This is a genomic window from Hymenobacter negativus (assembly GCF_017571495.1).
Taxonomy (GTDB): domain Bacteria; phylum Bacteroidota; class Bacteroidia; order Cytophagales; family Hymenobacteraceae; genus Hymenobacter; species Hymenobacter negativus.
The window spans coordinates 130651-154903 of sequence record NZ_JAGETZ010000005.1; the positions used below are offsets into that span (position 1 = coordinate 130651).

Below are 24253 nucleotides of genomic sequence, written 5' to 3' on the forward strand. Positions count from 1 at the left end.
AGCGCTGCCCGCCACTAGGCTTTGAAATGCGACTCGCCTTCGGTGAGCTGGCGCTTGCTCGGCGGCTGGGCAAGGTCCTTGACTTCCAGCAGGAAGGTGCCGCCTCGGTAGCCCACGAGTAGGTTAAAGCAGTTCTTGAGCTGGTGCAGGTGCAGGACGGAGGCGCCGATGCCGCGCAGAGCAGCCACGATGGCCGCCTGGTTGGCCACCCGTTCACGGCGGCAAGTGTTACAATGACGATGGCCCTTTGGGCTGGCGTATGTGTTTTCAGCAGTGTGCTCATGCCCACACAGGCAGTGCGTGACAGGTGGCCGTAGGTGTAGTTCTTTTTCGCGGCGCACTTGTTAGTAATGGTTTAGGTTATTCTGATTGCTACAGGCTCGACCCACCTGCCGGATTATGCTATGTGCGTACAACTGCAGTACTGGGTACCTAGCACCGAGTGGTGCCAGCAGTTGCCCCAAGCTTTTTTAGTATTCCAAAATTGCTAAAAAAATTGGCGCAAATGCCCCTGCATTTTGTCGTATTCGGCCACCTTTGCGGGTTGATTCGGTTCGTAATTTTGCCCTGTACCCACTTAACCAACTTCCACATGGCAACTAATATTTTTATCAATCTGCCCGTCAAAGACCTTAACGCTTCGGTGGCTTTTTTTACCCAGCTCGGGTTTAGCTTCAATCCAGAGATGACCGACGAAAGGGGCACCTGCATGGTCATCAGCGACACCGTGAACGTGATGCTGCTGGTCGAGCCGTTTTTCCAGACATTCACGGCCAAGCCGCTGGTTGATGCCCGCCAAGCCAACGAAATGATTATCTGCCTGTCGGTTGATAGCCGCGCTGAGGTTGACCGCCTCGCGGACGCGGCTCTAGCCGCCGGGGGACACTCCGTGCCGCAACAGCCGGAAAACGAAATGGAATTCATGTACGACCGCAACTTTCAGGACCTCGACGGCCACCTCTGGAACGTACTGCACATGGACCTCACCCTCGCCCAACAGGCCCCTGCCGAAGCCGCCGCGCAATAGCTGCTGCGAGCGTTTGGATTGCTTCCAGCCCCAACGGCTGTTGAGGCGTACCATTCAACTAAAGGCCCCGCTCAATCCGAGCGGGGCCTTTTTTCTGCGCGTTCCAAGCTAAGAAAACGGCAATAAAAAAGGCCACCGTATCACAACGATGGCCTTAAAGCAGCGGGCGCGGCCGAGCGGTGTCTACCCCACCGGTTCAGCCAACACACCGCCGCACAAGCAGGTCCTTTCCACATTTCCAGCCCGTGCGGGGTACTTATGGGACAAAGGTACGACAACCATTGATGTACATACAATGAAAAAGCTCCGGCCAAATGGTCGGGGTTTTGTAAGTGAGCTATTGGGCCCTGGTGTTTGACCTCGATGTGCTGGTTAACCATCTTGCCGTTCTGCTCCCTATTCTGTCAGGCTGAGCTAAAATGCCTTGCTACAACAAGTGCCTGCCTCAAAACAGGAAGCCCAGCCGAACGAGTGGCAGACGGTCTTCTTCCGAGATGCCGTACATGGCCGCGATGACCACCTGCGGCGTGGGCGCCAGCCACAAACCCGGGCCGTACCCCCGGTGCCAGCTGTTGGAGTGTTCGCCAGGCACCCACACGCGTCCCACATCGTGGAAGGCCAGTAGCCCCAGGGTGGCCGGCAAGAAGTAGCTGCGGAAGCGTGCGAGCTGCAGGCGCAGCTCCGTGTTGTTGTACGCACTCTGGCTGCCGGCAAAGCGGGTGCGGCCGTAGCCGCGCAGGTTGGTTAGGCCCCCCAGCGTGGCGGCCTGGAAAAACTCATAATCGCCAAAGTTGACAGTGCCCCCGAAACGGGTGGCCAGGGTCAGGCGCAAGGGGAAGCGGAAGCTGCGGTAGAGGGTCAGGTTTGACGTGAGCTGGGTGAGCGGCTGGGCAGTGGCGGTGAGTGGGCGCAGAGCCAGCAGTTCCGTTTGCCAGTGAATGCCTTGGGGCAGTTCGGCCTGCGTGTGGAGGCCTCTTAGCTCATAGCCCAGGCGGGCTCCCAGGTATTGCTTAACGGCCAGCAGTGTAGCAGGCCGCAGGCGCGCATCGATGCTTTGGTCGAGAATACGGCCAGGACTGTTTTCTACATCAACGCCCTGATAAATAGGGCCGCCAAATGCCACGCCGCGCCGTCCGATGGTGTGACGAAGCAGGGCGGCGGCCGTCAGGTTGCGAAACCGCACCCGGTAGTAGGGGGCGCTGGTGGGCTGGTCAGGCACCAGGTGGGTATCGTTGCCCAGGCCGTAGAAGCTGCGCACGTAGTTGGGGGCCTGCACCGCCGCCCGCAGCTGCAAATCGAACGAGCCCACGGCGTGGGTCAGCAGCCCGTCGTAGGCAAAGTTGAACGCGCCGGTGCGCAAGGCCACATTGCCGGTAAACTGGTGGGTGGCGGCCCAAGGGGATTTGCGAAAGCCCGGCCGCTTCAGCAGCAAGCCCACACCCACGAATAATCCATCGTCGACATTATAGCTCCAGGGATACAGCGGGCCGGCGTAGGGGTACTGAAACGCGGTGCGGTTGTAAGCATTAATGTCGGGCTGCGCTGCCAGATGCAGCTTGGTATCGGAGCCATGGGCGGCGGCAACCAGGCCCGTTGGGGTGTCATAGGCCACGACGGTGTGCCGCCCGGCGCTCACTGCCGAGGCATCGCGCAGCGTATCCACGCCCTCACCGCCTACCACGCGCACCGTTGGGCCGTGCGCAACCAGGCCATTCAAAACAAATACATCCGCACCGCCCTGGCCGTAAAGCCGGATTTCCGCGGTTTCCTCGGTGGAGAAGGTGCGTTGGTAGCGCACGACTCCCCGCGAGCCCGCTAGAGGCCGGGCATACACCGTGACTTGCGTGTGGGCATTATCCTGGCGCATCACTTCAAATTCCTCGCGTTCGTCGCTGCCCACTACGTCCACGGCCTGAGCCAGGAAACGGTAGTATTGGTCGGCCCAGATTGGCAGCTGCGCCCGGTGAGCCTGGAGCTTGGCCAAAATGATGGGCCCCGACAAACGGTAAATGGAATCGGGCCACTGGCGGAGGCCTTGGTCCAGCACCGCATCGGTCAGACTTGCTTGCACCGAATCGGCCAGCGTCTGCCAATCGGTGCGGCTCAGCCCGGTCAGAAAAGAACGGTCGAAGTAACGGGCCTGGTAGTTGAAACTGTTCACATTGCGAAAGCCGTTGCTGAAGCCCTGCAGCCGCGGCAGCAGTGACTCTACACTGGCCTGCCGGGGCAGCACGCCCTCGTTCACAAACAGGGCCTGGTCGCGGTCGCGGGGCAGAGGGCGAAACAGCTTACCACCCTCCGGCAAGGGGTAGGCCAGCCAGCGCCACTGGTCGTCGTGGCGGTCCCAGTCGGCCAGCACCATATCCAGCAGGCGAGCCCGCAGCACAGCCCGCTGGTCGACGCGGTTGCGGGCGCTGGCTTGCAGCTGGGCCAGTACCTCGGTGGTGCTGTAGCGCCGGTTTGCGGGGCGGCCCGGGAAGCTGCGCGGCGGGGCCGGGTCGCGGGCTTCGAGTAGGGCCAGGGTGCCCGCAAACTCGCGGCGGTAAATGCCCAGGCGCGGGTCATCGGGCACGAGGATGAGCTGGGGAGTGGTGTGGCCTACGCCCGCCGCTTCGGCCAGCGGGGGCACCATCAAGGCCGCATAAGGGTGGGCCGCCGAAATCTGGTCCTGTACAATAGCCGCCGCAAAAGTCTCGTGTAAAAAGCCAGGCACCGAAGCATCGGTGTTTTTATCTATCGAGCGGAGCACAAATTCCTGGCCATTGGCGGCGCGCAGGCGCAAGGACTTGGTCTGGTAGCCCCCGCCGTGCTTGAGGGGCGTCAGGCCGCCGTAGGCCGTGGCTAGGTTTAGCACCGGCACGCGCACGGGCTGTTGCCACTCGCGGCGGTAGTTGGCTCCCTGGAGCCAGATTCTGAACCGGCCGGCCTGGTAGCGGTTGCTGCCCCGAACCACCGCCGTAGCAGGCGGCGTGGCGGCCCGCTGGAGGGTATCGGGGTTCTCGTTCACTGCAACGCTGGGGTCAGTCCAGTGCTGCTCCGCTGCCATTGCACCGGCCGGATGCTCGGTATCGGGCCGCCAGTAGGTGGCCTTAACCTGGCCATTGGGCGCGTACTCAAGTCGCGTGAAGCCGTCGCCGACTGGCGTTGCGGGTGGTGCTGCTACGGCCGGGGTGGGCTTGGTAACAGGTGCTGCCGTGCTGCTGATGAAGTAGTGCAGGGCGTTTTCCTCGTCGTAGCGGGCGTGGCGGCGGCCCTGACCGCTGATGTAAACGAGACCGGGGTAGTGCTCGAGCGTACCGCGGAGCGAGCGCCGCAACTGGTGGTAGCCGGGGTTGGGCAGCAGGGGCAGAGTCCAGCTGGCGCGGGCTAGCGGGTGCTGCCCCACCAGCAGCACATGGCGCCCCTGGTTGCGACGAAGCACATCGTTCAGCTGGGCCAATACCTCGGTGCTGCTCTGGGCTTCGCAAGTAGTGGGTGTCGTGCCGGATTCGGGTTGCCGCAGCCACCAGCCGGTGTTGAGTACCACCAGGGTGTGCTGGGCGTCGAGGGCCAGCTCGGCCGGGCCAGGGCAGGGCGCTTCGGGCATTACCGCGCCGGGGCGGCCGGCCGGAGTGGCCAGCAGCCGGGCCAACTGCTCGTCACGAGCATCGTCGAGGCCGCCGGGTACGACCACCAACCGGCCCGGAAAGCCATGAAGCTGGGCCAGTAGCGCGACCTGGGCTGAAGACGCTGGTGCGCCCGCCGCCGGCAGCAGAGTACGCCCGAGGCGGTCGTCCAGCAGTACCAGGGTGCTATGGCCATTCAGGGCAGCGGCTTGCAGCTCCACGGCACGCAGGGTTTGGGCAAGCTGCGGAGCCGTTCCGCGCCCCGCACCGCCTACCACAAATACGGTGCAAGCCGTGCCCGACTGCGCCTCCGCTACTAGAATGAATAGAAAGCTCAGGCCGAATAGCAAGCCTGCAACGACATTATACCTGTGCATGATAGGCTAATTTACCTGCATGAATATAATGGGCTATTCTTCGTTCCGCACTGATACGGGCAGAATGCTCAGGCTCTCAGCATCACATTGTAGACATGATGCCAGCGCTTTTGGTCAATGATTGTTGCCCGATTACGGTGACAGCTTTACGGACGATTCTGACAGCGCGGTACCTTTTTATTCGTCTGATTAACAAGTGCTAAAAGCCAGCTGTTGCTACGCGCTATGCCACAGTTTAAGGAGCCGGTGCTCATGACAGTGAGCATTTCAAAAGGGTGAGTTACTGTTTCTGACTGGCTCCTTTTGCCGCCGCTTCAATGACGTCGGCCACCGCTTTGGGCTGCGCAATGAAAACGACGTGGCTGCCCCGCAACTCGGTGACAGTAGTGTGGGAGCGTTGGTACATCTTGCGCTGAATGTCTGGATTGATGCTTTTGTCGTCGCGGGCCAGCACAGCCCAGGCGGGCTTGGTTTTCCAGGCAGCCTGCGTCAGCGGCGTGCCGAAGCACTTGGCCGCCACCGGGCCCTGCGAGGCATACATAAACGCCGCCTTTTCCTTGCTCACATCGGCGCAGAAACCGGCGTGAAACTTGGCCTGGTCGTAGTAGATAAAACCGGATTCATCGGGCGGGAGGATGCCATTTTCGGGCGCAGGCGGCGCCGACATGGCCCATTGTAGCGTGGTTTCGCCAGCATCGGGCTGGTAGGCATTCACATACACCAGGCTGGCTACTTTAGCCGACGCCCCGGCTTGGGTGATAACCGACCCGGCCCAAGAGTGCCCTACCAGCACGGTAGGGCCGTTTTGCCGGACCAGCGCCCGGTTCACGGCTGCTACGTCGTCATCCAGCGAGGTCAGCGGGTTTTGCACGATGGTCACCGTGTAGCCCCGACTCTTCAGGATATTGGCCACGCCCTCCCAACCAGACCCGTCGGCGAAGGCACCGTGGACGAGGACGATATTTTTAGCAGGAGCCTGGGCGGAAGCATCGCCGGCTTGCAACAGGCCGACGCTCAGCAAGGCGAACGCGGCACGTTTGATAGGAAAAGAATTCATAGTTGTTTGTCGTGAAAAGTCAGGTTGGCAAAAAGTAAAAGCTGCTTTCTATACCTAGATGAGGTACTTGGCCAGCAGCGCCTGCATGGTACCCTTGCGCTGGGCGCGGTGCGCCACCCAGCGTAACACAGGTGCCAGCACGCGCCTTAAGCCGGGCAAATTCAGGTCGCCCAGCACGGCCATGATGGCAAGGTGCGTGAACTGCTTCGGCACCGATTTGGCATCGGTCAGTCCATCAGCGGCCAAGCCGTACACAAGGCGCAAGGAATTCTCAAACCCCTCGTGACCAGGCCGGATGACGGCCCGAAACGTGATTTCCTGCGCGCTGGCATTGGTGAAGCTGTGCACCGCCCCGATGGGCACGGTGTATGAGTCGCCCGGCCGCAGCACCAGGGGCTGCGCTGCACTGGTGTTGATAACCAATTCGCCCTCAATGGCCGTGAAGGTTTCCGTAAACCGGGTATGAAAGTGCGGCGGCGGTCCACCACCGGGCCGCAGTGTAAGCACCAGCTCGGTGAACCTGCCAGCCGTTTCCGCCGATGTTCGGACGAAGGTGACCGTGTCCTGGATGACTGGATTGATGATTTTTCGTTGCATGACATTCGACTGATTTAGAGGAAGTTTCCTCGTGTCCTGCATTAAACTTCGGTGGGTCCGCTACTGAACAGCCACCTCTTCCCGCCGGTCCTGCACCCGCACGTACACCCGCTCCCCGATGCGGAAAGGGGCACGGGAGAGGAGCTTTATTTCCATCGGTACGTCGCCGGTTCCGGCCGGCCCCACGCGCTCCACCACCCCGGTGCTGACCCGGGCCGGTGGGGCTGGTGCCCATACCCGCGCCGAGTCGCCAACCCGAACGCCGGCCCGCCAGCTGCCGGGCAGCAGCACTGAAACTACCAGGTCGCTACGCCGAGACAGCGTAGTTACCAGTGTGGCGGGCGTCAGGTACTGCCCGGCGCTGATGTAGGAGGGCCCCAGAAATCCCGTGCGGGGCGCGATGACAAACGAGTAGTTGTAGAGCCGGGCCAGTACCTGTCCGCGCCGAACGTACTCGCCGCCGCAGAAGTACACCCGCTGCACCCGTCCGGCGGTGCGGGCCCGCAACGACTCCTCGCCCCCGGCGCCCACCCGGCCCGTGGTGACGAGCAGGGTGGAATCAATTGAAGGCCCAGCCAACCCGGTTTCCAGTACCGGCTCACGGTCTGCTGGCGATGGGGCATCAGCCAGCGGCTCCAGGTATTTCAGGATGCCCAGCAGCACCAGGCCCCCGCAGATGCTGGAAAAGAGGCGCGTGTTCACGGCTAGCGTTTGCCCGTGGCTTTGTTGGTGCTGATGTCCTTATAAGCGTTCGGCAAATTGAAATTGCTGTGCAGCCAATTGAACAGCACATAGCCTTTGTCGAACTCGCGGAGCGTGACGGCCTGCCGGGTTTGCTCCAACGTGAGGCCTTGGCTTACGGCGGCTTCCACCTGGCTTTGCAGGGCCGCCACGTAGTCAATGGTGTACTTGATGCCGGCTTTGGTCGTGATGCGGCCGTGGCCGGGCACCACAATGGCATCGGCGGGCAGGAAGTCGTACATCTTGCGCAGGTTCGCGGCGGGTTCCAGGAAGTAGCCGTCGAAGAGCCAGGGAATGGTCGGGGCCTCGGCAATGAAGGGATTGCCAGCCCAGAAAACCTTAGCTGAGGGCAGCCAGACGAACAAATCGGCCGGCGATTGGGCCGTGCCGCCGTTCAGGAATTCGACTACCTTGCCACCGCCCAAGTCGAGCTTCAGCGAGTTGTTCTTGGCAATGGTAATGTCGGCCGGCCGGTAGGTAGTAGCTTCAATGCCGCGCCCAGTGCCAAAAAGCCGGACCATGAACTGCTTGATGCCCGCGTAGTTCTGGCGCAGGTTTTCCTTGGCAAACTCGTTCTGGATGATGAGCGTCGAGGCCGGCAGCAGGTAATTGGTGAAGCAGTGGTCGCCGTGGTCGCTGGTGTTCACCGCGTACAGAATCGGCTTCTGCGTAACGGTACGCAGCAGTTTGATTTGCTGGTCGAAAAGCCGCTTGGTGAGCATGGTTTCAATCATCAGTACGCCCTTGTCGCCGATGATAAAGCCGCCCGTAGTGGCCTGCGGAATGCCCTTGGTCGTCTCCCGCTCCGCCGTGGCTGGAATGACGGCATACACACCATCGGTGATTTTGTGTAGCGTCAGCGTCACCTTATTGGCGTCCCATATGGGCACAGCCGGCGGCAGCGGCACTTGGGCCAAACTGGCAGCGGGAAATAGCCAGGTCGCGATGAGGCTGGCCAGGAGTAGCAATGAGGCAGTTTTCATGTCATTTTAGGGGGATAAAAGGCCGGTCATGCCGAGCGCAGCCGAGGCATCTCGCGTGCAGCAGCGACTCCTTTGATTGGATTACTTGGGCAAGCGAGATGCCTCGACTGCGCTCGCCATGGCTGCCATGACCGGATTGATTAGCGCTGGTAGCCACCGTAGTACTTGACCGGCGACCAGGCCGGAATCACGGCCGGATGGATGGGGTCAAGGGCGCGAAAGTCGCCCGCCGCGTACACTACCCGGCCGTTGACCACGGTCAACTCGGATTCGATTTTGCGCACCTGCTCAGGGCTGGCGGTGAAGTAATTGTCAGATAGCACCGCTAGGTCGGCATACATGCCTTTTACGAGCTTGCCCTTCTGTTTTTCCTCGCCCGAAAACCAGGCGCTGCCTGCCGTGTAGAGCTGCAGCGCCGTGAAGCGGTCCAGCACCTGGTCTTTGGGCCAGAACTGCATTCCGCCCAGCGTTTGGCCGGTGAGCAGCCAGTGCAGCGCCATCCAGGGGTTGTAGGTCGAAATCCGGGGCGCATCGGTGCCCATGCCCACCGGAATGCCCAGCGCCAGCATCTTGCGGATGGGTGGCAGCTGCGTAGCCGGTGGGCCATTGAGCTTGTTGTACAGCTCACCCTGGAAGTACATCCGAAACTGCACCGCCACGCCGCCGCCCAGCTTTTTCACGCGCACCAGCTCGGCGTCGGTGATGGTTTCGGCGTGGTCGAAAAACCAGCGCAGGCCATTGAACGGTGTGTCGGCATTCACCTTCTCAAACACCGTGAGCATGCGGTCAATCGACTCGCCGTAGGTGGCGTGCAGGCGGAAGGGCCAGCGGTTGCGTACCAGCAGCCGGATGACCGGTTCCAGGTCGCCTTCCATCTCGGGCGAGAGCACAATGCGCGGCTCCAGGAAATTCTCGAAATCGGCGGCTGAGGCTACCAGGTTCTCGCCCGCGCCTTCGGTTACGAAGCCGTTGGGCGTCAGCAGCTGGTCGTTTTTGTTGACCTGGTTGCTGGCCACCCACTTTTCATAATCCTGCAATTCCTTGCCCTTTTGCTGGGCGAAGAGGTAGTAGGAAGTGCGCACGGTGAGCTTGCCTTGGCGGGCCAGCTCCAGGGCCACGCCGTAGTCGTCGGGGAAATTCTGGCCGCCGCCGGCCGCGTCCACGGCGCTGGTGAGGCCGAAGCTGTTCAGTTCACGGTAGAACTGCTGGGTGCTGTTCAGCCGCTCCTCGGGCGAGAGCCGGGTGGTGAGGGCCAGCGTGGTATAAATGGCCTTGGGCGTTTCCTTGGCGTACATCAGGCCCGTCGGGATACCGGCCTCGTCCAGTTCCAGCAGGCTGCCTTCGTAGTGCGTGTCCTTGGTGTAGCCCAGCGTTTCAATGCCCTTTTTGTTGAGAAAGGCCTTGCCGTAGAGGTAGGTAATGAACACCGGCTTATCGGGCACGGCGGCGTTGATTTCGGCCAACGTCGGCTGGCGCTTTTCGGCAAACTGAAACTCATTCCAGCCGCCAATTACCTTCACCCACACACCCGGCGGGGTGCGAGCCGCCTGCTCAGTCAGCATTTCGAGCGCCCGCTTCAGGGTTTTTACACCATCCCAGCGCAGCTCGCTGTTGAAGTGCAGGCCCTCGCGGATGATGTGGATGTGGCTGTCGTTCAGGCCCGGTACCACGGTTTTGCCGTGTGCATCAATCAGCTTGGTTTGGGGCGACTTGTAGGCGGCCAGCAGCTGTTGCGACGTGCCCACGTCGAGAATGAGCCCGTCCTTTACGGCCACCGCTTGGCGGAATTCGCCCGCTTTGGCCATGGTGGCAACGTGGCCGTTGTAGATAATCAGGTCGGCCTTGGTTTGGGCTACGGCGGCTAGTGTAGCTAGCAGCAGCGGCAGCAGGAGCAGGCGTTTCATCGCAGGGCGGTGGGTTGCTTGGTCAGGAAGAAATCGAGCAGGGCCTGTTGCACGGCCGGTGTGTTTTCCTGTACCACCCAGTGGCCGGCGCCCGGGATTTTGGCCTCGGTCACGTTGGCGGCCACCAAGCGGCAATGGTCGGCCAGGAAGGGCGCGGAGTAGAACTGCCCGCCCATGGCCAGCAGTGGCATGGGCAGCTTGTGCTTCATGAGCTGCAGGTTGTCCTTGGCATCCTGCGGGAAAGCGGCAAACCAGCGAAAGCTGCCCGTGATGCCGCCGGGCTGGGCGTAGGAACGGATAAACTCATCGGATTCTACCTTGGTAAACAGGTTCTTGGCATGCCCCACCTGCGGCCAGAAGTCGGTAAGAAACAGCCGCTCCTGCCCGGCCACCAGCGCACCGGCTACGGGCCGGGAGAAGAACCCGAAGTGCCAGGCCGTAGTGGATATCTGATGCCACACCGGCTCCACGCCGGGTAGCAGCGCATCCATCAGGGCCACCTTTTTCACGTCGGCCGGGTACTGCGCGGCGTAGGCGTAGGCCACCATCAGGCCGATGTCGTGCCCGGCCAGGTTGATGCTCTGGTAGCCGAGCTTTTTGGCCAGTTCGTGCAGGTCGGTGGCCATGTTTTTCTTGTCGTACCCACCGGCCGGCTTGCCCGATTCGCCCACGCCGCGCAGGTCCGGCGCAATGACAGTGAAATGCTTAGAGAGCTCCGGCAGCAGTCGGTTCCACATGTACCAGTTCTGCCCGAAGCCGTGCACCAGCATCAGCGGCGCCCCCTTCCCGCCGATGACGTAGTGAATGCTCACGCCGTTGACGGTGGCAGTCTGGTGCTTGAAGTTAGACGGCGGCGAAGCTGGCTTCTGTGCCCGCACTGGTCCGGTCAGTAGGATGCCGAGCAGCATGAAAGCGAGTTGTTTAAAGAGCTTTTTCATGAAAAAAGGGTTAGTTAAAAGATGGACAGAATGAGCAATAGCATGCCTGCCCGGTCGGAAACCAGGTTTTTAAATGGCAACTTGATGGGGGTTGGCAGCGCTTAGCCGCCGATTATTCTGAAGCGGACACCAGGCGCAAAAGGGTTAAATGGCAATGTCCTCGTACTTCATTGCCTGAGAAACGGCTGGCTGCATCCGGAGCCAGCAGAGGATGAAGCGGGCGTCTTCCTGCCAGGTCTGCTGACCGAGCACAAAGTGGTTGCGGCCCTCGAATTCGTGGTATTCCGTGACGGAGCCGACGTGGGTGTAGCGCTTAAAATTCGAGTAGTTCAGCGAGGCAGGAATGATGTGGTCGGTGCTGCCGGCCAAGAACAGGAGCGGGGCATGCGGCCGGTCGAAATCCACCCTGGCGGCGCTGGTGAGGCCGTCGCGGGCAATACGCTTTGACTCGGGGATGATGAACCGCTCGTAGGCCGCTTCCTGCTGGCCCGGTGGCATGCCGTTGGTGAAGGCGTACCGCCATTGGCCGAACGACATCAGGAAAGCTTCATCCAGCGGCGTGAACAAACCCAGCGGCCCCCATACCGACCGGAAAAACGACCACTTGAACGTGACGACGCCCTGCGGCGGCACCGAATGAATGGCCACGCCCGCCGCCGCCAAATCTCGCTGCAATAGCAGCTGCGTCAGCAGCCCACCCATGGAATGGCCAATGAGAATGGGCTTCTCCGGCAGCTGCTGCACGAAATTCGCGAAATACTCTTCCAACTGCGCCAGGCGAATGGAGGCAATTTCCGGGTTGGGCTGCCTGGCCCGGAGCGTAGCTACCGAGGCGTTTTTGTGGGGCCAGGCCGGCACGTAGCAGGTGTAGCCGTTGCTTTCGAAACAGGCCTTCCAGTCGTCCCAGCAACTGCTGCTCACGAACGCGCCAGTGATGAATACGATGGTTTTGGAGTTGCTGTAGGACATTGCTGAAATGGGTTGGGATGGTAGGGAGAACCAAGGAACGGCCATGCTGAACGCAGTCGAAGCAACTCTACTACAGGACTAATCCCAATCGCTGCAACGAAGCGGTAGAGATGCTTCGGCTGCGCTCAGTATGACCGTTCTAAAGCATTTTTTTGCCTTTAAAAGCGATAGGTGACGCGGGGGGAAAAGAAGGTGATGTCGCGGCCCTGGCCGGACTGTTGGAGGAAAGCGCCGGCGTGGAAATAGGTGAGGAACAGCTCGACCTGCACGTGGCGATGCACGTCCCAATCGGCCTGAATGGTCATCTGGTCGCCGATGTAGCGCGACTGGCTGGGGTTGCCGGGGCGTTCCAGCACGTAGGGCATGGTATAGAAGCCATCGGCGCGACTGGCCCGCCAGAAGAAGTCCCAGTCCAGTAGAATGCTCAGGTTGTTGCCGACGGGCGGATGCAGCAGTAGCATGGGGTGCACATCCATCAGGTTGGCCGGGCCCACCAGCGCAATCTGGCCGAAATAAGCGCCCTTGGGAAACAGCGGGTTGAAGGTTTGCAGCGTGCGGTTGGCCGGGTCCCGGTCGCCGCTGATGAACTCGGTGCGCAGGGCCAGCTCCGGCTTCCAGGGCAGGGCTGCCAGAGCGTAGCCAAACTCGCCGGAAGCTGTCCAGGCCCGAATGTCGCCAGTCCCGAAGTGCCCGAACTGGTACACTGCCTCCGCGTTGTAGCGCCACGCCTGGTGCGTGCCCCAAAGCCGTGCGCCTACCGAGTGCCGCCGCTCGGGTGCGCTGCCCTGCTGAAAGCGGCTCTGCGCCTTATCCAGGCCGAGGTAGTACAGGTCGAGGCCGCCATGCAGCGGGGCTAGGCGCTTCACCCCATAGAGTCCCCAGAACCAGACGTCGCGGTTGGGTTCGTCGTCGAACAGGCCGGGTTTGGTGGTGGCCGGGCGGGTCACAAAGGCATCGAGCTGACTTTGCGGCTGGTGCAGCATCAGCCGCGCCCCGTCGAAGGTCTGGCGCACGTTGGGGCCTTCCCGCAGCGACACCAGCCGCGACGAGCCATAAACCATTTCCTGGCGCCCCAGCCGCAGGGTCAGGTCCTTTTCGGGCGAGCCCACGCGCACATCCACAAAGGCCTGGTGCACATCGAGCCGGTCTTCCTCCGTGAGTTCGGGGGGGGCGTTTTTGCCGGTAGTCAGCCCGCTTTTGAGTTGGCCAAACACCCGGAAATGCGTTCCGAAATGTGCGTCGGCGTGCAGCATGTAGCGTTGCAGCAGATAGCCGCCGTGGTCCTCCACGCCCTCGCCCCAACTCGTGTGGTTCAGCCACTGGTACTGCTCCCGGATTTCGCCGCCAATGCTCAGGTAGCTTTTCCTGGTGGTGGATAGCGGTATGAACTTGATAGGGTCGAAGAAGTCGTGCGGCACGGCCGAACCCTCGGCCAGGTAGCGGTAGTCCTCCTTGGCTCGCTCCAATTGATATTCCGGCGCCTTCGGCACGGCATCCAGCACTGCTTCGGAGGAGACCTGGGCCAGCGCAGTTGCAGCACTCAGGCCGAACGCCAGAACTGGCACCCAGCGGCAAAAAACAGTAAACGTATGTTTCATAGCGATAAAGGATTAGGCAGGGTTGTAGCGCGAACTCATTAGCTCGCGTAGCGGAACGGGTTAGCGAAGCAGAGGCGCGAACTACCAACGGCCTTGAGCGTTGTGCTAAGAGGACCGACGGCGGGCCAGCTGCGCATCCAGAGAGAACCGTCCGGGACCGGCCAGCAGCACCAGCAAAAACATGGTGGCATAAGTCAGGGGCGCATCTTTCAAGTCCCAGGAATCGTGCAGGTGCACCACCAGCAGGCCTACCAGCGTGGTGCTGAGCACGCCCAGCGCGGCAGGACGGGCCAATAGGCCTAGCATCACCAGCAGAGCACAAACCACATCGCTGAAAACCGCAAAAGCCGCGTTAAACTGGCCGCCCAGCCCAAACGGGTCGGGAATGGTGGCCGCTTCGTGCTGGAAGTGCAGGAGCTTGTCCAACCCGTGCACCCGGAAGAGGGCAAACCCCGCCAATAACCGGAAAACCAGCAAGGCGAAGTCAGTGCCCAGCTCCGAGGAGCTGGGAGCCAAAAGCACTGTGGGCCAGGTGCGTAGCGTGTTCATAATGCAGTTGGATGGTTACTTGGATATGCAGAGGCCAGCCCGATTTTTTAGGCAAGGGAATTCCCGGTCGCATTTGGAATGCGAAAATTGAATAATCCAGCAGTGAGCAATGAGGAGCTTTGAGGAGGCTCCCAGTGGTTCAGGGTATCGTTGAGCAGGCCTGATTGGTTAATACCAACTATCCAAATACGACATCATATATCGTAGTCATTAGGTTCTGCCTTCTTAGCTAATTGTCAAAACTATGCCAATTCAATAGCGGCGCTACATGAACATGTACATCACCTTATTTTTATTGCAAATAGCTGTTTTATAGCTGATTGTAAAAGGTCGTGTTGTTGAGGCGTAATCAACTCCTCTCCAGTTTTCTGGAGTTTTTCAGAGCTATTTTTAGCTTTCTGGATTCTCCGATGCAGATGCTTTCCGGATGCCGAGCTTCTCCATGCGGTATTCCAGGGTGGTGGGCTTGAGGTTGAGCAGTTCGGCCGCACCGCCACTGCCCCGGATGCGGCCATTGGCGCTGGTCAGGGCGGCGAGGATGGTGTCGCGCTCCGTTTCGTCGTACCGGTGCTTGACTTCAGCCAGAGTTTTGGGTTCGGCTTTGGCTGGGGGCGCGAAGTAGAGGCCGGGCGTGGGGGCGCTGGTTGGGCCACTCGCTGGCCAGCTGCTGACCAGCGGGCGTCCAAGAGTAAGCGGGCATTGGCCGTCGTTGATGATAACAGCCTGCTCAATAATGTTTTCCAGTTCCCGAATATTGCCCGGCCAGGAGTATGCCAGCAACTCGGCCAGAGCGGAGGTGCTGATGCCGTGGTAGGGTTTGCCAGCGCGGCGGCAATATTTCTGCGCGAAGAATTGAGCTAGCTGGGCAATGTCCTCCGACCGGTCGCGGAGCGGCGGCAGGTGCAGCGGGAACACGCTCAATCGGTAGTATAAATCGAGTCGAAACCGACCTTCCGCTACTTCTTTTTCGAGGTGGCGGTTGGTGGCGGCAATGATGCGCACATCGGTTTTAATGGGCCCGGTGCCGCCCAGGCGCTCAATCTCTTTCTCCTGGAGCACCCGCAGCAGCCGGGTCTGCAAATCCAGCGGCATCTCGCCGATTTCATCCAGGAAGATGGTGCCCCGGTGCGCCAGCTCAAACTTGCCAATGCGCCGCTCCGTGGCGCCCGTAAAAGCGCCTTTCTCGTGCCCGAACAATTCTGATTCGATGAGATTGGCCGGCAGCGTGGCGCAGTTCACCTTCACCAGCAGCTTGTGCCGACGAGGCGACAGGTTGTGCACGGCCCGCGCGAACAACTCCTTGCCCGTCCCGCTCTCGCCCAAAATCAGCACCGACGTGTCGGCAGGGGCCACCTGCGCCACCTGTTTGAACACCGCCAGCAATGGAGCGCTCGTGCCGATGATTTCTTCGAAATTGGCTGTCGTGCGCACTTCCTCCTGCAGGTAGCGGTTTTCGCGCCCCAGCTGCTCGCTCAGTCGTGCAATCTCATCAAAAGCCAGCACGCGCTCCAAGGTCAGCCGCATGGACTGGCGCAGGCGGTCGAGTATTTCCAGGTGCGCGGGCTGGTAGGGCTGCGGCTGGCGGCTATAAAAAGCCACCGTGAAGGTGTGGCCCTGCGCGGTGGGCAAAGTCAGCAGAAGGTTGGCTTCGACCTTGAAGGATTTGGCGATGGCCTGCATCAGGCGAGATTCTTGGCCGGCGCGCTCAAAGTCCGGACCGTTGAGCAGGACCAGGCCCTTCGTAGACGGGAGCTCGGCCCGCAAGGCGGCGTATTGTTCGGCGCTGAGGCCGGTCATGCGCAAAAAATCAGCCGGCCGAATGGTCTGGTACTCCTCAAAACCGATGCGGAAGAAGCTGCAGGCCCGGGTGGTTTCCCGGTCTTCGAGGCCCAGCATCACCAGGTCGAAAGGAATGTGGGGCTGCAGGAGCCGGGCCACGCGCAGCAGCTTCTCGTCCCAGGGCACGTCGGCGCTCAGGGCGTCGGTGAGGGCTATTTGCAGGGCCTGCTCTTTGCGCAGCTTTTGCTCCAGGCCGTGGGCGTGGCGGTAGGCGGCAATTTCCAGCGTATAAAGCAGGTCTTTTTTCCGAAACGGCTTCACGATGTAGCCGGCCGGCTGGGTGGTGGCCACTTCCTCTTGCACGCTCTCGTTGGAGTTGGCCGAAATGTAGATGAAGGGAATGTGCCGGGCTTGCAGCGCCCGGGCCAGGCTCAGGCTGCGCTCGCCGCCTTTCAGGTAAATATCCAGCAGCACCAGGTTGGGCTCATGTTCCTCAAGCAATTGCATGGCTTCAGCCACGCTGTCGGCCAGGCCCACCACCACGTAGCCGGCCTCCTCCAGAATGTCCTTCAGGCTATCGGCAATCAGAAATTCGTCTTCCACAATCAGCACCCGGCCCCCGGCGTGGGGCAGCCGGCCGGCGGCTGGTGCGGCATCAAGAGGCTTCAGCATAATGGGGCTGCAATTGGACAAGGGTGAAAGGAACCGAAATGGTGACGCCGCGCCCGCTGGCTACCTGCAGGTCGCCACCCAGCTGCTTGCTGAGGCCCCGCATAATATTAGCGCCCATCGAGTTGCTGCGGCGCAGGTCCACGTCGGCCGGCATGCCCACGCCGTCGTCGGCCACCACCAGCAGGTAGTGCCCGGCGTCGACTTCCGCCAGGGTCAAATCCACGGTGCCGCCGTGCCCGTCGGGCCGAAAATTCGGCGGAAAAGCGTACTTCAACGCATTGGTAATGGCCTCGTTGATAATCAGGCCCAGCGGTACGGCCTGGGTCACGTCCAGCTCCAGCGGGGCCAGCTGAAACCGGAAGCGAATCTGCTCTTCGGGGTCGAAGCACTCGCTGAGCTGCTCCACCACTTCTTTGATGTAGGCCGGCATGTCGATGCGCGACAGGCTTTCGGAGCGGTACAGCTTCTGGTGAATCAGGGCCATGGCGCGCACCCGGTGCTGGCTCTGCTCGATGGCGTTGATGGCGGCCTCGTCGAGCAGGTACTTGCTCTGCGACTGCAGCAGGCTGATGATGATTTGCAGGTTGTTTTTCACCCGGTGGTGGATTTCCTTCAGCAGCCATTCCTTCTCCGTGAGCACTACTTCGAGCGAGTGGTTTTTCTCGTTAATCTCGCGCTGCTGCGCTTCCAGCCGTTGATTGCTGCGCTGTTTGAGGCGGTAGCGGTTGTAGCCCAGGGCCAGCAGCAGCAGCAGCAGCAGGGCGCCGGCAATGGTGGTGTTGCGCGCCGTTTGGGCGCGCTGCAAATTGCTCTGCTGGCGCAGTCCTTTCTCCGTCAGCAACTGGATGTTTTGCTCCTTTTCCTTGGTTTCGAATTGCACCTGCAGCTCCTCCATCTGCCGGCTTTTGGCCGTGTTGAAAATGGAGTCTTTTATTGCCTCCCGCTGCCGCAAATGGGCCATGGCGGGCAGGTAATGCCCCAGGGCAGAGTCGGTTTGATAACCCAATAAATGGATTTCCTGAATGGTCAAAAGCGGCACCTTGCCCGGAGGAACGGCCGCAATCTGCTTGAAACGGGATTCTGCCTTGGCGTATTGCCTGGTCGCTACGTACAAGCGCGCCAGGCTTAGGTTAGAGCTCAGCGAGTACGAAGGGCCCAACTGATTGTTTAGCACCAGGCTTTTTTGGTAGTACTGCTCGGCTAGCGTGTATTGCTTGAGCGCCATGTAGCAGTCGCCAAAGCTAGCGGCTATCAAGGCATCGTCGCGGGGGTCGGCATACGTCTTTCTCTGGGCAATATCCTGTACAAACAGCAGCGCTTCAGCTGCTTTGCCTTGCTTAAGCAGCGTCATGGTCATCAGCCTTACCAGCATGCCCAGCGCTGCGCGGGTCGCTACTTCGCCCTTTTGGTGGCTGACTGCCAACGATTTCTTTAGTGCATCAATCGTTTTTTCAAATTGGCCGGTGGTGTAGTAGATGGAGGCCAGCTTGTAATAAGGATAATCCAAATCAGTTATTCGGCCCTCATCTTTCAGGATTTTAATGATTTGCAGGGTGTAAGCCAACGAACGGTTCAGGTATCCCCGGTTCTGGCTGATATTGGCCAGATACGCATAGATGAAATGCAGTTCCTTGCTGCCGCTTGCCTTTTGAATGGCTACCACTTGCAGCATTTCTTCTTCGGCCTGGGGCAATTTGCCTTCGTAATAAAGCATGACGGCCAGCTGCTTTCGCGCGAGTCCTTCGTATTCCCGGTTATGAATTTGGCGGGCGAGCGCCACCGCCGGCTGAAAGCAGGCCCGCATCTGCGCAAAATATTGCGGGTTGAATCTTTCCTCATAAGCGTAACCATTGCCCATCCGGTACCACGCCTTCATTTCGCTGGTTTTGTTGCCGGCCCGCTGGTTGGCGCCGATGACTTGCCGGAAAAACGGCTCGCCCCGTGCCACATCATCGAGCCGCATGTAGAGGGCACCTAGTTGAAGCTGGCTTTCTTCCTGCCAGGCGCGCTGGCCCAGCGCGGCGCTTAGCCTGATGGCTTGCTGCATGAAGAACAAGGCACTGTCCGTACGGGCTTTGGAGCCGTGGACCTCCGGAAACTGTTCATTGCCCAACGCCAGCAGCAGCTTGATTTTACTGGTGTCGCGCAGGCTCGGCATCAGCCCCATGGCCCGGTGGGTTTCCTGGCGCTTGGCGTACACCTGGCCGGTCAGGAACAGTGCCCCATCCACGCCCTTGGCCACCCCGAGCCGGCGGCCCAGCGCCATTGCCTGCGTGGCCAGCATCAGGGTGCTGTCCAGCTCCTGCTTGCTGACTTCATCCTTCCTCATGTAAAAGCTGCCCAGGCGGAGCAGCGCCTGCACCTTGTTGGTGTCGGCGCGGCCTTCTTGTATCAGGTGCCGCAATTGGGCCGGGGAGCTGTTTTCGAGGCTCTGTGCCACTGCTGGCGGAGTTGCCAGGTTCAGCATGCCGCCGACCAGGAGGAATGTAGCGAGCCGGCGCATGGGCTAAAGGATATTTGTTGGAAAGGAAATCAGCGGGCCTGGCAGCTGTAGCGCGCTGCCAGCGCGTCGGGCACGTTTTGACTGGAAGCCTGCCCCAAATTACAAGGGCGCAGCAGCGCGCAGTTGTCTAAATATAAAGCATCGATTATAAATAGTTATAATTCCCAATAGCTTCGGGCCAATACCGCCTCATGGCTGGGCAAAGGGACATGGCCAATCGGCCAGTAGCAAGCCAGGTGCCAGCCGCAAAAGGCAGTAAATAGCCCCACAGTGCTATCTGTTGGCCATTCACGCCCAGGTTTTTACTGAGAAATCCGGCTTCCTCCAAAAAGCTCCAGTTTTCTGGAGGAAAGGTCGGCCTTCACGTCAGGGAGCGCATGCGTTGTTTCCGGGTTCGTCGGCACGGTTCAGAAACGCAGCACCTGGCGTTTCATTTTAGCCCGACCTGCAACGCAGACCGACGTAAAACCTCGCTCTTGAACTCAAAATCAGCCACGTAAACCGCAACGCAACAACAGCCCCGCGCTACCGGAATGGCCCAACTAAAAACCCACTCCCCGAACCGGCCCGGGAGTGGGTTTTTAGCTGGGCCGCCAACAACCAGCAAGCTTTTCGCGGGCAAGGCCAAAAAGCAGCTGGAGATGCAGTGGCTACTTGATGGGCGGCAGGCTGGCTTCCAACTGCTTGCGGCGGTGCTCGTGCTGCTTGGGCAGCATGAGGTGCGTGCCCAGCTCGGCCAGCGGCTCATCGACGGTGAAGCCGGGGTTTTCAGTGGCAATTTCAAACAGTACGCCGCCCGGCTCCCGGAAGTACACCGAGTGGAAATAGTCGCGGTCAATTTGCGGGGTGGGCTGCAGGCCTTTTTCAATCAGCTTTTTGCGGATAAACAGTTCGGCCTCGTCGTCCTTCACGCGGAAGGCCACGTGGTGCACCGAGCCGCCGGCCGTGACGCTGCGGGCCTCGCCGGGTACTTCCACCAGGTCGATGTAGGCTGCGTTTTGCACCGCATCGGTCACGTAGCGGTAGCGGTTCACGTGCTGTTCCAGCAGCGTGTAGCCGAATACATCGGTCAGGATTTCGGCCGTGGCCTTGATGCTGGCCAGGGTGAGCGTGACGGTGTGAAAGCCCTTGGTGGCTGCTTCGGCCCCAACTTCGGGCGTGGTCCAGGGTGTGCGCGAGTCGTCGGTTTTCGATGCAATCAGCTCCAGCTTCAGCCCGTCGGGGTCGAGGAAGGTGAGGTACTGCTCGCCGAATTTCTCGCTCGGCTTGTTGTAGGTCACGCCGTTGGCCTCAAAGCGCTTCATCCAGAAATCGAAGCTGCCGGCTGGCACCGAGTAGCCAATTTCGGTGGCCTGCCCGGTGCCGCGCCGCCCGGTGGTGATGTGCTCCCACGGAAAGAACGTGAGAATGGTGCCCGCCGAGCCATGCTCATCGCCAAAGTAGAAGTGGTAGGTGCTGGGGTCGTCGAAATTGACGGTCTTCTTGATGAAGCGCAGGCCGAGGACCCGGGTGTAAAAATCGTAGTTGCGCTGAGCATTGCCGGCAATGGCCGTGACGTGGTGCAGGCCTAAAATGCGTGGTTCCATAAGAAGAGAATGAGTGGGTGGGTGGCACAGGGCCGTTGTGCTTTGCCGCGCGCTGCACGATAGCAAAAGCTACTTAGCCGTGGTGCGCAACAGGTACTTATGCTGCCCGGACAGCACCAGCTCGCCGCGCTGGTTGTGTACGGTGGCGGCCGTCACCACGGTGCCGGTTTCACCGTGCGGCACGAGGTCGGTTATTTCCAGTGCCGGATACAGCGTGTCGCCGGAGTGGACTTCGCCCAAAAACTTGCACGACAGCTCCGTAAACGCAATAAAGACCTCGCCGATGACGTGCGGAAACAGCGTTGCGCCCGGCGCAGTGAAGGCCAGTACCTGCAAGCCGTGCACCACCGGCGCCGAGTGGCCGTGCCGGCGGGCCCATTCGGCATCGTAATGCACCGGATGGTTGTCGCACGACACCGTTTGGAAGGCGGCCGAATGCGCATCGGTCAGCGTACGGCTGGGGGCGCGGAAGATTTCGCCAAGCTGCAATTGCTCGAAGGTGCGGGCCGGCACCACGAGGAAATCCAGGGTGTTAAAGGGTGTTGGGGCGACGGTTTCAGTTGCCATGGCTCAGAGGGTTGGAAGGGAGTGAGTAGCACCGAGTGGCTGGCAGCCGCTCCGCGTTCAGACGAAAATGATGGTATTGGCCACGTCGATTTCTTCTTGCGAAATGGTGTGGCCCATGCGCGGGTATATCTGCTCGGTCACGGCGGCGCCCAGGCTGGTGAGGAGGGCCGTGGAGGCGTGCACACGTTCCACGGGCACGTGCGGGTCAGGGTCGCTGGTGCCGAGGAAGATGGGCGTGCCGAGGAAGTCGCCGGTGTAGTGGTCGAGGTACACCCGGTCGCCGATGACGCCGCCGGTGAAGGCAACCACGCCACCGTAGCGGCCCGCGTGGCGCGCCACGTATTCCAGGGTAAGGCAAGCACCCTGCGAAAAGCCCAGGAAATAGATATTCTCCTTCGCAATACCGGCGCTTTCTGCGGCGGCTACGGCCCGGCCCACGGCCGCCAGCGCGTCGGTAAGCCAGGGCTCGTTTTGGCTGGGCGGGGCTAGGAAGGAGTTTGGGTACCAGGTGTTTTGGGTGGCCTGGGGGGCCAGCAGGGCATAATCCTGAACGTGCAGATGCGGAGCCAGTGAAAGGATATCGGCCGCGCTGCCGCCCCGGCCATGGAGCATAATGAGGGCTTTGGCGGCGCTGGCCAGCGGTTTGCCAGCGGTGCGGATGGGTTCCTGGTGCATAAAAGCAGAACCGGATGCGAAACCGGCAAGAATGAAAAGCGGTGTAACACAAGAAATACCGTGCTGAGCTGGCCAAAGCATGCTCACCGCCATGCCGCTACAGCGCTTTCCGGTAAGGATGCTTTGGCCAGCTCAACACGGTATTTCTTTCATTGCTCACAGTCGTTTCAAGTGAGATAGTCGCCTAGAAACGACCTTGTGCAGTTTTAGCATCAATGTACTGACTAGGCAGTAGCGCGAACTTTCAGTTCGCGTCTTGGAACGACTGCCAGGCAGCACAGAAGCGCTATCGCCACTGATGCCGAAACCGGCCTAAGACTCAATGAATGCCAGCAGGTCGGCGTTGATGGTGGCGGCTTCGGTGGCGGGCATGCCGTGGGGGAAGCCGGGGTAAGAGATGAGCTTGCCGTGCTTGAGCAGCTTGATGGCCTTGGCGGCGCTCACGTGGAAGGGCACAATCTGGTCGTCTTCGCCGTGCAGCACCAGCACCGGGATGTCTACGCTTTTCAAATCCTCGGTAAAATCGGTTTCCGAAAAGGCCTTGATGCCGTAGTAGTGGGCGTTGGCCCCGCCGCTCATGCCCTGCCGGAACCAGTTGTCGCGCAGGCCCTGCTTCACCGTGGCGCCTTCGCGGTTGAAGCCATAGAATGGGATGGAAAAATCCGTGTAGTATTGGGCGCGATTGGTGGCCGTACCCTCGCGGATTTCATCGAATATCGACATTGGCACGCCATCGGGATTGTTGGGACCCTGCACCATCACGGGCGTTACGGCACTCACCAGCACCACCTTGGCCACGCGGCCGGGTTCGGCGTGGGCTGCGTAGTGGATGGCTTCGCCGCCGCCGGTCGAGTGACCAATGTGGACGGCATTCTTCAGGTCGAGGTGGGCGGTTAGCTCGGCTACATCGGCGATGTAGGTGTCCATGTCGTGGCCGTTGGGCGATTGCGACGAGCGGCCGTGCCCGCGCCGGTCGTGCGCGATAACGCGGTAGCCCTTGGTCAGGAAAAACATCATCTGAGCGTCCCAATCATCGCTCGACAGCGGCCACCCGTGGTGGAAGTACAAGGGCTGGCCCGTGCCCCAGTCCTTGTAGTAGATTTCAGTACCGTCTTTTACCGTTAGCTTAGGCATAACTCGTTGTTTTAAATGGGGTTGGAAAGATGTTGTGGCTGCTCCAGCTACTGCGCCGGCAGCGAGCCTTGACTGAAGGCAAAGCTACCAACTCATCGTGTTAGCTCCACGGTAAAAAGCCCGGCTTTCGCGGTATTTTCAACGGATTGCCCCAGGCCTTTACCTGATGTTTCGCAGGCCTGCCTCGCCCCGGGCCCCAGCCAGGCTAGTAAGCTGCCGGGTGTGCTGGCCTCAAACGTACCGTTTATTCCGGCTTTTTTACCGCTGCGCCGCTCACCCAACGCCGTAGGTTTGCAGCGGTAACGGTGCTCGCTTTTTCCTGGCTTATGAAGTGGTCCAGCTGCTACGTCGTGGCTGCCGGCAGCTGCATAGTTGGCCCCGACCGGGAGCGCCGCCCAATTAAGAAAATGAAGGCGGCCGCTCCGACCACCGTGCCCCCCACATGGCCATGCAACCCAGCCCGCTAAGGCGGCTGCCGCGATACCAGAAGTCGTCCCCAAAGCATCCGAACAAGAACCGCACAATGAGCGCCTGATGTCATCGAAACAGAACGGCTGCCATCGTTGGCTGACCTCGCCAGTGCGCAACGCTACATGTCGAGTTTTCGACCAAGCTCAAAAATCCGCTCTAGGCATTGCGTCACATCGGCGAGGTCTTCGCTGGCGACATCAAGTGAGAACGTCCTCAAAGTAGTCCAGAAAAAAGCATTGGACAAGTCGTTGAAAAGGTCGAATGTGATACTATTGCCACTGATTAAATAAGCCAGCTTGTCCGTCTTGAAAACGTGCATCTGGTCTTCCGCCTCAAAATAAATGACGTCAGGTTCTTCCAGCTCATCCCTGGCAATCGTGACAAATCCCGGCACTGTGCTTTTATCGAACCAGAACGTGACGGAAAAAAGGCCGTCATCTTCTGATTCTGTGTCAATCTGTGTTCTGTCAACTTGCATAATGCGTTTCCACCGATTGCTATTGGGACTTGTAACACTGGCT

The 24253-nt window shown here is 60.3% G+C and carries 19 protein-coding genes; 1 reads left to right on the forward strand and 18 read right to left on the reverse strand.

The features are described from left to right. Positions 1-14 precede the first annotated feature (14 nt). Positions 15-209 carry a hypothetical protein gene (locus J4E00_RS12995; protein WP_208175602.1) on the reverse strand — a complete coding sequence of 65 codons (195 nt, stop codon included), beginning with the start codon at positions 207-209 and terminating at the stop codon, positions 15-17. Positions 210-592: 383 nt separating this feature from the next. Here J4E00_RS12995 and J4E00_RS13000 point away from each other — a divergent pair, with 383 nt between their 5' ends. Further along, entirely contained in the window at positions 593-1027 is a 435-nt protein-coding gene (locus tag J4E00_RS13000) for a VOC family protein (protein ID WP_208175603.1), read from the forward strand. Between the two features lie 445 nt (positions 1028-1472). Here the strand turns inward: J4E00_RS13000 and J4E00_RS13005 are convergent, their stop codons facing one another. From J4E00_RS13005 to J4E00_RS13085, 17 genes are all read right to left on the reverse strand, one after another. Next, positions 1473-5009 (reverse strand): hypothetical protein, encoded by a 3537-nt coding sequence (locus tag J4E00_RS13005; protein WP_208175604.1) that lies wholly within the window; start codon positions 5007-5009, stop codon positions 1473-1475. Between the two features lie 280 nt (positions 5010-5289). After that, positions 5290-6066 (reverse strand): alpha/beta hydrolase, encoded by a 777-nt coding sequence (locus J4E00_RS13010; protein WP_208175605.1) that lies wholly within the window; start codon positions 6064-6066, stop codon positions 5290-5292. A 54-nt stretch (positions 6067-6120) separates the two neighbouring features. After that, positions 6121-6663 carry a cupin domain-containing protein gene (locus tag J4E00_RS13015; protein ID WP_208175606.1) on the reverse strand — a complete coding sequence of 181 codons (543 nt, stop codon included), beginning with the start codon at positions 6661-6663 and terminating at the stop codon, positions 6121-6123. A 60-nt stretch (positions 6664-6723) separates the two neighbouring features. Continuing rightward, on the reverse strand, positions 6724-7365 hold the full coding sequence (locus J4E00_RS13020; protein ID WP_208175607.1) for an efflux RND transporter periplasmic adaptor subunit: 642 nt from the start codon (positions 7363-7365) through the stop codon (positions 6724-6726). Between the two features lie 2 nt (positions 7366-7367). Continuing rightward, positions 7368-8387 carry an MBL fold metallo-hydrolase gene (locus J4E00_RS13025; protein ID WP_208175608.1) on the reverse strand — a complete coding sequence of 340 codons (1020 nt, stop codon included), beginning with the start codon at positions 8385-8387 and terminating at the stop codon, positions 7368-7370. 140 nt (positions 8388-8527) lie between these two features. Continuing rightward, a complete protein-coding gene (locus tag J4E00_RS13030; protein WP_208175609.1) occupies positions 8528-10291 on the reverse strand; it encodes an amidohydrolase in 1764 nt (587 codons plus the stop codon). Further along, positions 10288-11229 carry an alpha/beta fold hydrolase gene (locus tag J4E00_RS13035; protein WP_208175610.1) on the reverse strand — a complete coding sequence of 314 codons (942 nt, stop codon included), beginning with the start codon at positions 11227-11229 and terminating at the stop codon, positions 10288-10290. Before J4E00_RS13035 ends, J4E00_RS13030 begins: the two co-directional genes overlap by 4 nt. Positions 11230-11373: 144 nt before the next feature. Next, positions 11374-12198, reverse strand: a complete 825-nt coding sequence (locus J4E00_RS13040; RefSeq protein ID WP_208175611.1) for an alpha/beta hydrolase — start codon at positions 12196-12198, stop codon at positions 11374-11376. Positions 12199-12356: 158 nt separating this feature from the next. Next, a complete protein-coding gene (locus J4E00_RS13045; protein WP_208175612.1) occupies positions 12357-13796 on the reverse strand; it encodes an alginate export family protein in 1440 nt (479 codons plus the stop codon). Positions 13797-13901: 105 nt separating this feature from the next. After that, positions 13902-14345 (reverse strand): DoxX family protein, encoded by a 444-nt coding sequence (locus tag J4E00_RS13050; RefSeq protein ID WP_208175613.1) that lies wholly within the window; start codon positions 14343-14345, stop codon positions 13902-13904. Between the two features lie 390 nt (positions 14346-14735). Beyond that, positions 14736-16796, reverse strand: a complete 2061-nt coding sequence (locus tag J4E00_RS13055) for a sigma 54-interacting transcriptional regulator (RefSeq protein ID WP_208175614.1) — start codon at positions 16794-16796, stop codon at positions 14736-14738. Continuing rightward, positions 16780-19299: a histidine kinase dimerization/phosphoacceptor domain -containing protein gene (locus J4E00_RS13060; RefSeq protein ID WP_208175615.1), complete on the reverse strand. Its 2520-nt coding sequence runs from the start codon at positions 19297-19299 to the stop codon at positions 16780-16782. Before J4E00_RS13060 ends, J4E00_RS13055 begins: the two co-directional genes overlap by 17 nt. A gap of 650 nt (positions 19300-19949) precedes the next feature. After that, a complete protein-coding gene (locus J4E00_RS13065; protein WP_208175616.1) occupies positions 19950-20885 on the reverse strand; it encodes a ring-cleaving dioxygenase in 936 nt (311 codons plus the stop codon). 69 nt (positions 20886-20954) lie between these two features. Then, complete coding sequence (locus tag J4E00_RS13070) at positions 20955-21452, reverse strand: MaoC family dehydratase (protein WP_208175617.1); 498 nt, start codon at positions 21450-21452, stop codon at positions 20955-20957. A 57-nt stretch (positions 21453-21509) separates the two neighbouring features. Then, the gene (locus J4E00_RS13075) at positions 21510-22127 is read right to left on the reverse strand and encodes an alpha/beta hydrolase (protein ID WP_208175618.1); all 618 of its coding nucleotides are present in this window, start codon (positions 22125-22127) and stop codon (positions 21510-21512) included. A 312-nt stretch (positions 22128-22439) separates the two neighbouring features. Next, the gene (locus J4E00_RS13080; protein ID WP_208175619.1) at positions 22440-23261 is read right to left on the reverse strand and encodes an alpha/beta fold hydrolase; all 822 of its coding nucleotides are present in this window, start codon (positions 23259-23261) and stop codon (positions 22440-22442) included. Between the two features lie 589 nt (positions 23262-23850). Then, complete coding sequence (locus J4E00_RS13085) at positions 23851-24210, reverse strand: hypothetical protein (RefSeq protein WP_208175620.1); 360 nt, start codon at positions 24208-24210, stop codon at positions 23851-23853. Positions 24211-24253: the final 43 nt, after the last annotated feature.

Excerpts from the sequence above, each read along its gene's own strand:
- J4E00_RS13000 (WP_208175603.1), top strand. The coding sequence starts at position 593 with ATGGCAACTAATATTTTTATCAATCTGCCCGTCAAAGACCTTAACGCT.
- J4E00_RS13005 (WP_208175604.1), bottom strand. The coding sequence starts at position 5,009 with ATGCACAGGTATAATGTCGTTGCAGGCTTGCTATTCGGCCTGAGCTTT.
- J4E00_RS13010 (WP_208175605.1), bottom strand. The coding sequence starts at position 6,066 with ATGAATTCTTTTCCTATCAAACGTGCCGCGTTCGCCTTGCTGAGCGTC.
- J4E00_RS13015 (WP_208175606.1), bottom strand. The coding sequence starts at position 6,663 with ATGCAACGAAAAATCATCAATCCAGTCATCCAGGACACGGTCACCTTC.
- J4E00_RS13025 (WP_208175608.1), bottom strand. The coding sequence starts at position 8,387 with ATGAAAACTGCCTCATTGCTACTCCTGGCCAGCCTCATCGCGACCTGG.
- J4E00_RS13030 (WP_208175609.1), bottom strand. The coding sequence starts at position 10,291 with ATGAAACGCCTGCTCCTGCTGCCGCTGCTGCTAGCTACACTAGCCGCC.
- J4E00_RS13035 (WP_208175610.1), bottom strand. The coding sequence starts at position 11,229 with ATGAAAAAGCTCTTTAAACAACTCGCTTTCATGCTGCTCGGCATCCTA.
- J4E00_RS13040 (WP_208175611.1), bottom strand. The coding sequence starts at position 12,198 with ATGTCCTACAGCAACTCCAAAACCATCGTATTCATCACTGGCGCGTTC.
- J4E00_RS13045 (WP_208175612.1), bottom strand. The coding sequence starts at position 13,796 with ATGAAACATACGTTTACTGTTTTTTGCCGCTGGGTGCCAGTTCTGGCG.
- J4E00_RS13050 (WP_208175613.1), bottom strand. The coding sequence starts at position 14,345 with ATGAACACGCTACGCACCTGGCCCACAGTGCTTTTGGCTCCCAGCTCC.
- J4E00_RS13055 (WP_208175614.1), bottom strand. The coding sequence starts at position 16,796 with ATGCTGAAGCCTCTTGATGCCGCACCAGCCGCCGGCCGGCTGCCCCAC.
- J4E00_RS13060 (WP_208175615.1), bottom strand. The coding sequence starts at position 19,299 with ATGCGCCGGCTCGCTACATTCCTCCTGGTCGGCGGCATGCTGAACCTG.
- J4E00_RS13065 (WP_208175616.1), bottom strand. The coding sequence starts at position 20,885 with ATGGAACCACGCATTTTAGGCCTGCACCACGTCACGGCCATTGCCGGC.
- J4E00_RS13070 (WP_208175617.1), bottom strand. The coding sequence starts at position 21,452 with ATGGCAACTGAAACCGTCGCCCCAACACCCTTTAACACCCTGGATTTC.
- J4E00_RS13075 (WP_208175618.1), bottom strand. The coding sequence starts at position 22,127 with ATGCACCAGGAACCCATCCGCACCGCTGGCAAACCGCTGGCCAGCGCC.
- J4E00_RS13080 (WP_208175619.1), bottom strand. The coding sequence starts at position 23,261 with ATGCCTAAGCTAACGGTAAAAGACGGTACTGAAATCTACTACAAGGAC.
- J4E00_RS13085 (WP_208175620.1), bottom strand. The coding sequence starts at position 24,210 with ATGCAAGTTGACAGAACACAGATTGACACAGAATCAGAAGATGACGGC.